Source organism: Meiothermus cerbereus, assembly GCF_051297115.1.
Classification (GTDB): Bacteria; Deinococcota; Deinococci; order Deinococcales; family Thermaceae; genus Meiothermus; species Meiothermus cerbereus_A.
The window spans coordinates 1-13,096 of record NZ_JBEVAL010000075.1 but is presented as its reverse complement, the minus strand read 5'-3'; the positions used below and the strand labels follow the sequence as shown (position 1 = coordinate 13,096).

Here is a 13,096-nt window from a genome sequence, read left to right as displayed (position 1 = left end):
CAGGACGTTCAGCACAGCGGCCTTCAGGGCCACGCCGGTGGAGACCTTCTCGTTGGGGCGAGGCCCTACCTGATGATCCACCGTCTCCACCAGCTTCATCCGATCCATGATTCCAGCCACCAGACCCAGGTTGGCCAAGTCGTAGACCTGAAGATCAGCATTGGTTTCCACCCCAAAATCCTAAAGTCAAGGTTGAGGGGTGCGGAATGTGGGGTTGACAATCGGGGTAGCAGGTAATAGACTTCGCCAAGGAAGTATTTCCAAATGATGAAGTGCCTAAATCAGCGCTGGCTGGTTAGCTTTGGAAGCACTTCCAATGAAACAGGAGGAAACATGAAGAAGTGGCTTGTAGGTGCATTGGCCCTGACCCTTACCGTGGGTGGGCTGGCCTTCGCCCAGGGGGTAACCATCCGTGTTGCGGGTGACTCAACCGCAGTGGGCGAGGGTGGCCGCTGGATGAAGGCCAAGGCGGAAGAGTGGGCTAAAAAAACCGGCAACAAAATCGAGTACATCGACTCCCCAGCCGACACCAACGACCGGCTGGCCCTGTACCAGCAGTACTGGGCAGCCCGTAGTGCCGATGTGGATGTGTACATGATTGACGTGATCTGGCCCGGTATTGTGGCCCCTCACGCAGCCGATCTCAAGCAGTTCTTTACCGAAGCCGAGCTGGGCCAGTTCTTCCCCCGCATCGTGGAAAACAACACCATCCGGGGCAAGCTGACCTCGATCCCCTTCTTCACCGATGCGGGCCTGCTCTACTACCGCACCGACCTGCTGCAAAAGTATGGGTACCAGCGCCCACCCCAGACCTGGACCGAACTTGACCAGATGGCCACCAAGATTCAGGCCGGGGAGCGCCAGGCGGGCAACCGCGACTTCTGGGGCTTTGTCTGGCAGGGTAAAGCCTACGAAGGCCTGACCTGCGACGCCCTCGAGTGGATTTTCTCCATGGGCGGTGGCCGCATCGTTGAGCCAGATGGCCGCATTAGCATCAACAACCCCCAGGCCATTGCTGCTTTGAACATGGTTCGTAGCTGGGTGGGCCGTATCTCGCCTCCAGGTGTGACCAGCTATGCCGAAGAAGAAGCCCGCAATACCTTCCAGACGGGCAACGCCGCCTTTATGCGCAACTGGCCCTACGCTTACAGCCTGGGCCAGAGCGAGGGTAGCGCGGTGCGAGGCAAAATTGGCGTGACGGTGCTGCCCCGTGGTGCAGGTCAGGGTGGCCGCAATGCAGCCACCCTGGGTGGCTGGCAGCTAATGGTTTCCGCCTACTCCAAGAACCAAAAGGCAGCCGCTGACCTGGTCAAGTACCTGACCAGTGTGGAGGTTCAAAAAGACAACGCCATTAACCTTTCGCGCCTGCCCACCCGGCCCGCCCTGTACAACGACCCCCAGGTGCTGGCCAAGAACGCCTTCTTCAAGGATCTGCTGCCGGTATTCCAAAACGCCATCGGCCGCCCTTCGGGCGTAGCGGGAGCCCGCTATAACCAGGTCTCCGAAGCCTTCTGGACGGGTGTTCACGAAGCCATTACCGGACGCAAGCCGGCTGCCCAGGCTGTGCAGGATATTGAAGCCGCCTTGCGGCGTATCCTGCGCTAGGCCTTTGGTAAAGCTTGGTTGGGAATGGGGTCGGATATCCGGCCCCATTCTTTTGTCAGAGAGCAGGTTTTAACGCGTCATAAGGGTTCTTTGGAATATGGCTACAACAACCAAGTATAGTAGCGGTGTCTTGCAACAATACCGCCATGCTCCTTTTGAAGATTAGCTGGGGCGGAGGTGATAGATGCTCACTATTCGACAAACCCGTTTAGCCTGGCTACTGGTATTGCCTACGCTACTGGTGGTGGCGTTTGTGGCGGGCTATCCGCTGGCTCAGGTTTTTTACTACTCGTTTCACCGGGCCGATATCTCTTTTGTAGAACCGACCGAGTTTGTTGGTTTCAAGAATTACATTTTCTTGCTGCAAGACCCCGACTTTAGAGGTGCGCTCTGGAATACCCTGCGTTTTACCGTGGCCTCAGTCTTTCTGGAGACGGTGCTGGGCCTGGCTATTGCCCTGGTGATTCACTCCAACTTCAGGGGTCGGGGTATCGTGCGGGCTGCCATCCTGATTCCCTGGGCCATCCCCACGGTGGTCTCAGCCAAGATGTGGCAGTGGATGCTCAACGACATCTACGGGGTCATCAACGTGATCCTGATCAACACCGGTCTGGTGGCCAACAAGATTGCCTTCCTGGCTAACCCCAATACGGTGTTGTGGGCCATGGTTGCGGTGGATGTTTGGAAAACCACGCCGTTTATGGCCTTGTTGTTGCTGGCCGGTTTGCAGCTCATCCCTTCGGACATCTACGAGGCGGCCGACATCGATGGGGCCAGCCGTTGGCAGCAGTTCTGGACGTTAACCCTGCCGCTCTTGACCCCGGCTTTGGTGGTGGCCCTTATTTTCCGCACCCTGGATGCCTTGCGGGTCTTCGACGTAATTTTTGTGATGGTGGGGGTCAACACCGCTACCCGCAGCCTGGCTATCTACAACCGCCAGACCCTGATTGATTTTCAGGACTTGGGTTACGGTTCCGCCGTATCGGTAGCCATCCTGGTTATCATCTTTATCTTTGTTGTGCTGTACATGCGTGCAGCCGGAAAGGGGGTGCGCGGTGAGGACTAAAGGTGTGAGCTACTACCTGGGGCGGCTGCTGTTCTATGCGCTGGTGGTATTTATTGTGGTCTACAGCGTGTTTCCCTTTTACTGGGCCATCATCAGCAGCTTTAAGACCAGTGATGCCCTGTTTAGCCCGAACCCGAGCTTCCTGCCCGTCCCATTTACCCTTTCGCACTACCAGAACGTTTTCAGTGGGGCGGAGTTTGGCCGGAACCTGCTCAACTCACTGATTGTGGCAGGGGGTGCCACCCTGATTTGCCTGGTTATGGGCGTGATGGCGGCCTACGCGCTGGGCCGGCTGCGCTTTCCTCCCAAAAACGCCGTGCTCTACCTGGTGCTGGCCATGACCATGTTCCCACAGGTATCGGTGCTCTCGGGTATGTTTGTGTTGTTGCGGGAGACCGGCCTGTTCAACACCCACGCCGGCCTGATTCTGTCGTATTTGTTGTTTGTCCTGCCCTTTACCGTCTGGGTGCTGACCGGCTACTTCCGTGGTTTACCGCGGGAGCTCGAGGAGGCCGCCTATGTGGATGGTGCAACACCCATACAAACCCTGCTCCGGGTGATGTTGCCCCTTACTGGCCCTGGCCTGGTCACTACGGGCCTGCTGGCTTTTATTGGTGCTTGGAACGAGTACCTTTTTGCCCTCACCTTTACCATTGGAAACAATGTGCGCACGGTACCGGTTGCCATTGCCTCATTTGGTGGCGCCAGCCCCTACGAGGTTCCCTGGGGCTCAATTATGGCCGCTTCGGTGGTGGTGACGGTGCCCCTGGTGATTATGGTGCTCATCTTCCAGCAGCGCATCGTGGCCGGGCTAACCGCTGGAGCGGTGAAAGGGTAAGCTTGCTCGAGGGATGCATTCTGTGCGGGCCACTGAACTGGGAGATTGCGATATGTACCCCACCTCAAGTTTCTGTTTGGCGCAGGTCAAAACCGACTGGATTTGGGAGCAGCCCTCAGCGGTACTTGAGGCGGGGGCCCCAGCAAAAAGAACGAACCGCTATGATGGGTAGGTATGATGCAAGAAGCATACCGATGGCTTTGGGAACACAGCAGAGAAACCGCCTATCTGGCCTCCTTTGGCAGGCTGGCCGGCTGGGATCAGGCCACCTATATCCCGCGCAAGGGCCACGCCCACCGGGCCCAGATGCAGGCCGCGCTGGCCAAGCTCCTGCACCAGCGGGCCACCGACCCCCGCATTGGCGAGATGCTGGCGGTGGTAGAGGGCTCGGACTGGCTGGGGCCCCCGGAGTCGGTGGAGGCGGTGAATGTGCGGGAGTGGCGCAGGGCCTACGACCGCGCATGCAAAATTCCCCAGCGGTTGGCGGTTGAACTGGCCCAGGCCACCAGCGAGGGTGAGGCCATCTGGCAGGAGGCCCGGCCCAAGAACGACTGGGAGGCTTTTAAGCCAACGCTCAAAAAAATCTTTGGCCTTACCCGCGAGCTTGCCGATGCCATTGGCTACCAGGACGAGCCCTACGATGCCCTGCTCGACCAGTACGAGCCGGGGGCTACCACAAAGCAGCTCGAGCCGGTCTTTGCCCGCCTGCGCCAGGCCACCGTGGAGCTGCTGAAGCGGCTGGAGGGCAGCACACGCAAGCCCGACACCGGCATTTTGCACCGCCACTTTCCCCAAAGCGCCCAGGAGGCCTTTGGGCGGGAGGTCGTGGCAAAAATAGGCTTTGACCTGGAGGCGGGCCGCCTCGACGTGGTGGCCCACCCTTTTATGCAGGGCATCGGCCCCGGCGACGTGCGCCTGACCACCCGCTACTATGAGGACTACTTCAACGCCGGATTTTTTGGCATTGTGCACGAGATGGGGCACGGGCTCTATGGACAGGGGCTCTTGCCCGAGCACTTTGGTACCCCCATGGGCAGCGAAATCTCGTTGGGTATTCACGAGTCGCAAAGCCGTACCTGGGAAAACCTGGTGGCCCGTAGCCTGGGCTTCTGGCGCTACTTCTGGCCCAGAGCCCAGCAGCACTTCCCATCGCTGGGCGATGTGCGCCTCGAGGATTTTCACTTCGCCATCAACGAGGTCAAGCCGAGCCTGATCCGGGTAGAGGCCGACGAGGTAACCTACAACCTGCACATCATGATTCGCTTCGAGGTAGAGCTGGCCCTCCTGCGCGGTGAGTTATCCATAGACGATGCGCCCGAGGCCTGGGATACCAAATACCAGGAATACTTAGGGGTTCGTTCGCCGGAAATCCAGGATGGGGTAATGCAAGACGTGCACTGGTCGGCGGGGCTGATCGGCTACTTCCCCACCTACACCCTGGGCAACCTCTACGCAGCGCAGTTTTTTGCCAGGGCCGAACAGGAGCTGGGGTCGCTCGAGGTGCAGTTTGCCCAGGGGGAGTTCACCCCCCTGCTGGAATGGACGCGCAAGAACATCCACCACCAGGGTAGCCGCTACTGGCCCCGCGATCTGGTGCGCGAGGTAACCGGCCAGGATCTGAACCCACAGTTCTTGATCGACTACCTGAACCTTAAATACTCGGCGCTTTATGGGGTCTGATATGACCCCCAGCCCAATGTTTAGTGCAGCCTAAAACCCACTGGAGTGGGAAAGCTCTTCGCGCCATGATCGCGCAGTGGCCTTTGCTTACAGCGCCAGCGGTCATCCTGTGCTAAGGTAGGCTCTTGGTATGGTGGAGCGCGTGTATCTGGCCAAGCCCAGGGGTTTTTGTGCTGGGGTGGTGATGGCCATTGAGGCAGTGGAAAAGGCGGCTAAAGAACTTCAGGATGAGGGGGAGCTGGTGGTGTACCACGCCATCGTCCACAACGACATTGTGCTTAGACGCCTGCAGGAACAACACCGCGTGCATTTTGTCGAAGACCTGGTCGAGGTGGAGCAGTTGCGCGGCGAGCTGGCAAAAGCGGGTAAGAAGCTCAGCGATACTGTGGTTTTCTCGGCGCATGGGATTCCCCCCTGGCTGCGTACCGAGGCGGCCGAGCGCAACCTGCACCAGATTGATGCAACCTGCCCCCTGGTCACCAAAGTTCACAGCGAGGCCAAACGCTATGCAAAGGAGGGCTACTGGATTTTGCTCATTGGCGACTCTGCGGACCACCAAGAGATTAAGGGAACCCGTGGCGAGGCGCCGGAGCACACCATTCTGGTGGCGGTGCATACCCATGTGGGGCGTGACCCTCGCCTGGCCGACCCCCGCACCGTTGAGGTGCCTGACCCCGAGAAGGTGGTGGTGCTGACCCAGACCACCCTTTCGGTAGACGATACCCTGGCGACCATTGAAATTCTCAAACAGCGCTTCCCCAGGCTGGTGGTGCCCAGCCGCCACGATCTGTGCTATGCCACCAAGAACCGCCAGGATGCCGTAAAGCATATTGCGCCCAAGGTGGATATGTTTTTGGTGCTGACCAGCCTGACCTCATCGAACGGGATGCGGCTACTGGAATTGGCCCAGAACCTGGTGGGCCGGGCTGAGCGCATCAATACAGCAGCGGACATCCGCCCTGAGTGGCTCGAGGGGGTGCGCTCGGTGGGCATTACCTCGGCGGCTTCTACCCCGGACGACCTGGTGCAGGAGGTGGTGGCCTACTTCCGCCAGCAGAACCCTGGCCTCGAGGTCATCGAGGAAGGCGAGTGGGAAGATATCGAGTTCCGCGAGCCAAAACGGGTATCGCCCCAGGAAGTGCTGGCCAGCCGAATCTAAACGCCAGGAAAGCGGTGGGCTGGATGCGAAAAGTAAATTTGGTGGTGCCCTGTTTGGCTAGCCGGCCCAACCAGGCGCCGCTCAAGGTTTGATGATGGCCCCGATCACCCCGAACCCAAGCCCTCACGTGCTTTCTGTCGCGCCCATGCTGGACTGGACAGACCGGCACTTTCGCTACCTGTTGCGGCTCGTAACCCGGCGGACGCGGCTTTATACCGAGATGGTGGTGGATCAGTCCATCCTGCTGGGGAACCGTCCCCGGCTGCTGGATTTCAACCCCGAGGAGCACCCGGTGGCTTTGCAGCTTGGGGGTTCGCAGCCGGAAAAACTGGCAGCCGCAGCGCATATTGGCGAACAGTGGGGCTACGATGAGATTAACCTGAACCTGGGCTGCCCTTCGGAGCGGGTGCAGGGAGGAGGTTTTGGGGCCTGCTTGATGCTAGAGCCCGACCTGGTGGCCGAGTGTATGGCCGCCATGCGGCAGGCGGTGCGTATCCCCGTTACGGCCAAGCACCGCCTGGGGGTAGATGAGCTAGAAGACTACCGCTATGTGGCGCGCTTCATTGAAAAGCTGGCGGATGTGGGTATAGAGGTCTTTATCATCCATGCCCGCAAGGCTTACCTCAAGGGGCTTTCGCCCGCCGAAAACCGCACCGTGCCGCCCCTGCGCTATGGGTGGGTCTACCAGCTCAAGCAGGACTTCCCCCACCTGACCATTGTGCTGAACGGGGGGGTGCGAACCCTGGACGAAGCCCAGGCCCACCTGGAGCGGGTAGATGGGGTCATGCTGGGACGGGCGGTTTACGAGAACCCCTTTGTGCTCGAGCACGCCGATGCACGATTTTTTGGCCTGAACCGCTCGCCAAGCCGGCTCGAGGTAGCCCAGGCCATGCTGCGCTACGCCGAAGCCCAGCTCGAGCAGGGAACGCCCCTGTGGGCCATTGCCCGCCACATGCTGAACCTGTTCAAGGGGCAGCCGGGGGGCCGCTTGTGGCGCAGGCTGCTTTCGGAGCGGGCTTGTCGGCGGGGGGCCGGGGTTGAGGTGCTGCGCCAGGCCCTCGAGCAAGTACAGGCTGAAGCCGACCGGCGCGCCGATAAGCCCCTTGTCTCGCTGACTACAGATTAATTTCCTGTTTACCACCTGGTTCTAGGCTGGTGATAAAAGCCGACAGGGTCAAAGGCTCAGGAAGAGCTGTCCGCTTACCGATACGCGCTGTAGAATTTAGTAAGGATCAACCATGCGGATTTTACTGGTCGAGGACGAAGCGGGTCTGGCAGGGCCCCTGCTGGCCTTGCTGCGACGGGAGCGCTACGAGGTAGAGTGGGCCGATAGCCGTGACCAGGCCCAGAAGCTGGTGGATGAGCTCGAGCCCGACCTGATTGCCCTGGATGTGATGCTGCCAGAGGGAGACGATGCGGGTTTTCGCCTGGCCCAGCAACTCCGCCAGGGGGGATTTGAGGGGGCCATCTTGTTTCTTACCGCCCGTGATGCCGTGGAAGACCGGGTGCTGGGGCTGGATCTGGGCGGAGACGATTACCTGGTAAAACCTTTTTCCCTCGAGGAGTTGCTGGCGCGGGTGCGGGCTTTGCTACGGCGGGGGGGTACCACGCGCCAGACTGTGCTCGAGCGCGGTCCCCTGCGGATAGAGTTTGACAGCCGCAAGGTGTACTGGAATCAACGGTTGGTTTCACTCTCAGACAAAGAGTTTGCCCTGCTGGAGCGCCTGGCCCTGCACCCTGAACGGGTCTTTGGGGTGGATGAGCTGCTGGAGAAGTTATTTCCCAACACCGAGTCGGGCCACCGGATTCTGCGGGTATACGTGCATCGCTTGAGGGAGAAGATGGGGGAGAATGTAATAGCCACCCTGCCCGGGGGCTATGTTCTGGGGGTCTAACAGGTGCGAGTGTTGCCGCGCAAAGCTGCCCAGACCATCCGGCTGGCCCCGCCCAGAGCAAAAGGAAGGTTGTGGGGGGGCTTTCGCAGCCGCCTGATGCTTAGCATGTTGGCAGTGGTTTTGCTGACGGCGTTGCTGGTGGGTGGGGTGGGGTTTGTGCGCTTTCAGGCCACCCTGAGCCAGGTAGCCAAGCAGGATCTCAACTCCATAACCAGTGCGGTAGAACAAGCCCTGGTCATCACCCCTGAACGGGTCGTGCTCGACCCGGGCCGCCTGCCCAGGCTGGTCGAACTGAGCAGCAGCCGGTTTCGGGTGATGCGGGGCGAGCAGGTCTTTTTGGAAATCGGTGGGCGATTCCCTTCAGAAAGTTTAAACTGGCTCAAAACGGAACGCTTGCTCGAGCAAGGGTTTGTGCTGCAGGCTGCGCTCGATATCCGCAGCCAGAACGAAGCCTTGCGGGCTTTCTGGCGCACTGAACTGCTGGTTCTGCCGCTTTCGCTGCTGCTGGCGCTGGTTGCGGCCTACCTGCTTGTTGATTATCTGATGCGACCCATCCGACACCTAACCGAAGCCGCCCACGCCATCGCCCAGCAGCGTTTTCCCAAGCCCGTTCCGGTGCCGCCAGGCCAGGATGAGCTCTCCGATCTGGCCGAGAGCTTCAACCGCATGACCCGGGCGGTGGAAGGTTTTTTGGAGCGAGAGCGCAATTTTTCCCGCTATACCTCGCACGAGCTGCGCACCCCCCTGGCAACCCTGCGGGTGCAGATAGAGGCCCTGGAGCAGGGGTTGCTTACCCCGCAGGAGTCGTTGCCGGCCATCAAGGGGAGCCTTGAACGTCTGGAGCGCCTGCTGGCGGGCTTGCTGGCCCTGACCCGCAGCCCCCAGAAAGACCCCGAGCCGCTTGATGTGGGCATAGCCTTACGCTCGGTGGTGCAAAACCTTTCCAGCAAAGAACAGCAGCGTATTACCCTGAAAGGTGACCTGGGGGCTCAGGTGCTGGGTTATGGAGAACTTTTGCAGCAGGCCCTGGACAACCTGCTCAGCAACGCGCTCAAGTTCAGTCAGGGGGAGGTGCAGGTCGAAGTCAGACAGGCGGACATGACCCATATTTTCATCCGTGATCGGGGGCCGGGGGTACGCGAGGAAGACCTGCTGCGCCTGGGCAACCCCTTCTTGCGGCTTCAGCCCAGGGTGGAGGGAATGGGCTTGGGGCTGGCCCTGGTTCGGCATATAACAACCTTACTGGGGGGCAGGCTCGAGTTTCGCAACCGGCCAGGGGGTGGCCTCGAGGTCATCCTGAGCCTACCCGGACTCGAGGTGCGCCGTGGATAGCCTTCGCATAGCCTTCTGGTTGTGGGTGGTTCTGGTTTTGCTGCTATCCCCGGTATGGGCCGTCAGCGCCTCGGCCAGCAGCCAGTCCGGGCTTTCCCCCGATCTCCCCACCCTGGTCCAGGGTAACGGTAAGGGCAGCAGCAACAGCAATAAAGGTGGCAACAGCGGCGGTTCCAACAGCAAAAACAGCGACAACCCAGGGCCCAGTCCCAACTCAAATGCCAACCCCAACCCCTCGAGCGCCCGCCAGCCTCGCAGCTACATGGGGCAGGTGACGCTGAACGCGGGCGGCCAGATCATTTCGGGGAATGTGCGTATCCAGAGCAACTCCCCCTGGCTGAGCCTGGCCATTCCCGGTATGTGGCTCGAGGCCAATGGGGTCTGGGAAGGCGAAGTGTTTGTCGCCACTGAGGTCAAACTGCACAGCCCTACACCCTGGGCTTTTTACCAGGGCCCGGGCAGTCTGGTGGGGGCTTGGCAGTACCCGTTTGTTTCGGCCTGGCTTTCTAACAACCGCTCCGATCCTTTTATGGCCCTGCAGACCGCCAGCGAACAGGCCCAGGTGCGGGTGGTGGCCTACTTCGATGGAAGCAAATTCCGGGCGCTTCCGGCCAGTTTTCCTGTGCCCCCCGGACTCAAACCTGGCTGGTATGAGCTATTAGGTGCTGTGGGCGCGCAGGGGCTGGTCTGGTCTTCGGTCAGGCAGTTCCCGTAGGCAAAGATGATGGCCGTACACCAGTTTGTAACGGAAATAGAAAGTACGAGCTGGTGCCAAAGCACTGGCATTACAGCGGGCTGTAGCGTCCGGCGCTGCTTTGCACCAGACCCTTGAGCTCGAGCATCATCAGCACCGAGAGGGTCTCGGCGGTGGAAAGGCCGGTGGTCTGGGCCAGGTCGTCGGGCAGGGCTTCGGAAAGCTCGAGCAAAGCCCGGTACACCTGGGCCTCGCTGCCCTCCAACTGCACGGCCTGCTTTTTGGGGGCCAGCACCCCCAGGGCATTCAGCACGTCCTCGGTATTTAGCACCAGCCCGGCCCCATCCTGAATCAGCCGGTTGCTTCCCAGCGAAAAGGCATCGCCGGGCCGACCCGGTACGGCCAGCACATCGCGGCCCAGTTCGGCAGCAAACCGCGCAGTAATCAGGCTGCCGCTCTTTTCTCCAGCTTCCACCACCAGCACCGCTTTGGCGAAGGCCGCCACAATCCGGTTGCGCCGGGGGAACAGCCCAGCCTGCGGGGGGGTTCCCAGCGGAAACTCCGAGAGCACGTTCATCTGTTCGGCCAGGGCCCGGTTCTGGGGTGGATAGAAGCGGTCCATCGCGCTACCCAGCACCCCCAGGGTGTAGCCGCCCCCTTCCAGTGCGCCTTTGTGCGAAGCGGCATCTATTCCCAAAGCCAGCCCCGAGATAATGCCCACCCCGGCCTCGGCCAGCTCACGGGCTACCTTGTGCGTCCAGGCCAGGGCCCAGGGGCTGGCCTTGCGGGTGCCCACGATGCCGATGTTGCGCTCGCTGGGCGGCAGTTCCCCTTTTAGATACAGCACCGCTGGGGGGCTCTCGAGGTGCAGCAAGACTTCGGGGTAATCACGATCCCACATGCCAACCAGCCACAGGCCCAGCCGGGCTGCTTTTTCGCGCTCTTTTTCGGCCAGGCCTTGCTCGAGCGTTCTGGCATAGGCCGCGGCAATTTCGGAGCCCAGCAGTTCGGCAATGGCTGCCACACTCAGGTCGGTAGCAAGGGCTTGTTTAAGACGACTGGGGCCAATCTGGGGGGTGAGTGCAAGGGCCAGGGGGTCGGGCATAGCTCGCATCAGGATAGCCGATGAAGGAGCGCACGGGGGTTCGTTCCCGACCTGCCCCTATACTAGAACCGTGAATGAAGGAACGACCTACTCCGGATTTGTAGCCGTGGTGGGCAAGCCCAATGTGGGCAAGTCTACCCTGGTCAACTCTATGCTGGGCGTAAAAATCGCCCCCATCAGCCCCAAGCCACAGACCACCCGCAAACGGGTGCGCGGCATCCATACCGAGGGCAACCGCCAGATTGTGTTTGTGGATACCCCTGGCTGGCACGAGGCCACCGACGCCCTGAGCGAGTACATGATCCGCCAGATAACCGAGGCCCTGGCCGAGGTTAACCTGGTGCTGTGGCTGGTGGACCTGCGCCATCCGCCTACCCACGAAGACGAGCTGGTGGCGCGTGCCCTGCGCCCCCTGAAGGGGCAGATACCCATTATTCTGGTGGGCAACAAGGCCGATGCTGCCAAGTACCCCGAGTCGGCCATGCAGGCTTATGCCGAGCTACTGCCAGGCCTGGAAGCCCGCATGATTTCGGCCCAGAACGAGCGCGACGCCAAAGCACTGCGCGACGAAGTGCTCTCCCTTTTGCCCGAAGGCCCCTTTTTCTTCCCGCCCGACTTCGCCAAAGGCGACCAGACCCCGGAGGAATGGGCCGCCGAGATTGTGCGCGAAGAGGCCATGAAGCGCCTTAAGGAAGAGCTTCCTTACACCATTGCCACCAAAACCGAAGAATTCGAGCTGCGCCCCGCCCCCGCCGGCGGGGGTGGGGGAATGTTTTACATCCAGGTGAATATCTATGTCGAGCGCGAGAACCACAAGCCCATTCTGATTGGAGCCGGGGGGCGAAAGCTCAAGGAAATTGGGGCGGCGGCCCGTAAGCAGCTCGAGGTCTTTTTATCGCGCAAGGTCTACCTGGACCTACAGGTCAAGGTTTACCCCAACTGGCGTAAGGACCCCGAAGCCCTGCGGGAACTGGGCTACCATTAGAGCATGGAAGTTGGGCGCTTGCTGCTGGTGTTGGGCCTGGTGCTGGTGGTTCTGGGCCTGATCTGGCTGTACGCCCCTGGGCTTCTGGGCTGGTTTGGCCGCCTGCCCGGAGACATTCGTATCGAGCGCGAGGGTTTTCGCTTTTACTTTCCCCTCACCTCCATGCTGCTGGTTAGCCTGGCCTTGAGCCTGCTTCTGCGCTGGTTTCGCTAGGGGCATCCTGAACGCCCATCGGGACGCTATTTTGCTGGGAAACTCGAGCGTAAATGCTACGGGCTATGGAATATGCCAGCTGCTTCATGGCGCTGGCATTGGGGCCCTGGTAGTGTGCATCGACAGTCTGGGTGAACAGCTCGAGCCAGCGCTCGAAGTGCTCGAGCTTGAGGGGTTTGCGGGCGTTTAGCAGCAGGTGCTTGTACATCATGCCACCCCTGTAGGCGCCGGTGCGCCACAAGATGTTCTCCCAGAAGTCGTGGATGACCGGCAGGTGGTGCATTAAGTCCAGGCCCTCGAACAGATGGCCGATTTGCTCGTCCTGGATGGCTTTGGCATAAAAAGCGTCGACCACTACCGCGATGTCGGCTCTGGATGCAAGATCGTTCACGGGTCAAACCTTATGCCAGATTGGCCGCGGGGTGAAGTGAGGGCGGTTACCATACCGCCCGCTTTATTTGGTTGACACTCCCACGGCTAAAGCCAGTGGGATTCTTGGTTCAACGAGGACTGCCCACGATGTG

The 13,096-nt window shown here is 60.4% G+C and carries 14 protein-coding genes; 11 read left to right on the top strand and 3 right to left on the bottom strand.

The features are described from left to right. Positions 1-171 (bottom strand): DUF4277 domain-containing protein (locus tag ABWU19_RS12485; protein ID WP_435902010.1); only part of this gene is annotated, 171 nt, incomplete at its 3' end. A 162-nt stretch (positions 172-333) separates the two neighbouring features. On the opposite strand from ABWU19_RS12485, the gene ABWU19_RS12480 reads away from it, so the two are divergent. The 9 genes from ABWU19_RS12480 to ABWU19_RS12440 all read left to right on the top strand — a co-directional run bounded on the left by ABWU19_RS12480 (position 334) and on the right by ABWU19_RS12440 (position 10,290). Then, positions 334-1,605, top strand: coding sequence for an ABC transporter substrate-binding protein (locus tag ABWU19_RS12480; RefSeq protein WP_435902009.1), 1,272 nt, complete (start codon positions 334-336; stop codon positions 1,603-1,605). 184 nt (positions 1,606-1,789) lie between these two features. Further along, entirely contained in the window at positions 1,790-2,671 is an 882-nt protein-coding gene (locus ABWU19_RS12475; RefSeq protein WP_435902008.1) for a carbohydrate ABC transporter permease, read from the top strand. A 4-nt stretch (positions 2,672-2,675) separates the two neighbouring features. Beyond that, on the top strand, positions 2,676-3,509 hold the full coding sequence (locus tag ABWU19_RS12470) for a carbohydrate ABC transporter permease (protein ID WP_435902007.1): 834 nt from the start codon (positions 2,676-2,678) through the stop codon (positions 3,507-3,509). Positions 3,510-3,683: 174 nt separating this feature from the next. Then, on the top strand, positions 3,684-5,189 hold the full coding sequence (locus ABWU19_RS12465; protein WP_435902006.1) for a carboxypeptidase M32: 1,506 nt from the start codon (positions 3,684-3,686) through the stop codon (positions 5,187-5,189). 130 nt (positions 5,190-5,319) lie between these two features. Beyond that, positions 5,320-6,348 carry a 4-hydroxy-3-methylbut-2-enyl diphosphate reductase gene (gene ispH / locus ABWU19_RS12460; protein WP_435902005.1) on the top strand — a complete coding sequence of 343 codons (1,029 nt, stop codon included), beginning with the start codon at positions 5,320-5,322 and terminating at the stop codon, positions 6,346-6,348. Between the two features lie 91 nt (positions 6,349-6,439). Continuing rightward, a complete protein-coding gene (dusA, locus tag ABWU19_RS12455) occupies positions 6,440-7,474 on the top strand; it encodes a tRNA dihydrouridine(20/20a) synthase DusA (RefSeq protein WP_435902004.1) in 1,035 nt (344 codons plus the stop codon). A gap of 112 nt (positions 7,475-7,586) precedes the next feature. Further along, positions 7,587-8,243 carry a response regulator transcription factor gene (locus tag ABWU19_RS12450; protein ID WP_435902003.1) on the top strand — a complete coding sequence of 219 codons (657 nt, stop codon included), beginning with the start codon at positions 7,587-7,589 and terminating at the stop codon, positions 8,241-8,243. A 3-nt stretch (positions 8,244-8,246) separates the two neighbouring features. Next, positions 8,247-9,575 (top strand): ATP-binding protein, encoded by a 1,329-nt coding sequence (locus ABWU19_RS12445; RefSeq protein ID WP_435902002.1) that lies wholly within the window; start codon positions 8,247-8,249, stop codon positions 9,573-9,575. Then, positions 9,568-10,290: a hypothetical protein gene (locus tag ABWU19_RS12440; protein WP_435902001.1), complete on the top strand. Its 723-nt coding sequence runs from the start codon at positions 9,568-9,570 to the stop codon at positions 10,288-10,290. The genes ABWU19_RS12445 and ABWU19_RS12440 overlap by 8 nt, the downstream gene beginning before the upstream one ends. A gap of 70 nt (positions 10,291-10,360) precedes the next feature. Here ABWU19_RS12440 and dprA read toward each other — a convergent pair whose 3' ends face one another. Then, positions 10,361-11,374 (bottom strand): DNA-processing protein DprA, encoded by a 1,014-nt coding sequence (gene dprA / locus ABWU19_RS12435; RefSeq protein WP_435902000.1) that lies wholly within the window; start codon positions 11,372-11,374, stop codon positions 10,361-10,363. Positions 11,375-11,444: 70 nt separating this feature from the next. Here dprA and era point away from each other — a divergent pair, with 70 nt between their 5' ends. Together era and ABWU19_RS12425 are read left to right on the top strand one after the other, a co-directional pair. Continuing rightward, positions 11,445-12,359 (top strand): GTPase Era, encoded by a 915-nt coding sequence (gene era / locus ABWU19_RS12430; protein WP_435901999.1) that lies wholly within the window; start codon positions 11,445-11,447, stop codon positions 12,357-12,359. 3 nt (positions 12,360-12,362) lie between these two features. Then, positions 12,363-12,572, top strand: coding sequence for a DUF2905 domain-containing protein (locus tag ABWU19_RS12425; RefSeq protein WP_435901998.1), 210 nt, complete (start codon positions 12,363-12,365; stop codon positions 12,570-12,572). Here ABWU19_RS12425 and ABWU19_RS12420 read toward each other — a convergent pair. Continuing rightward, entirely contained in the window at positions 12,532-12,963 is a 432-nt protein-coding gene (locus tag ABWU19_RS12420; protein ID WP_435901997.1) for a group III truncated hemoglobin, read from the bottom strand. The two genes, ABWU19_RS12425 and ABWU19_RS12420, sit on opposite strands and share 41 nt — an antisense overlap. Positions 12,964-13,096: the final 133 nt, after the last annotated feature.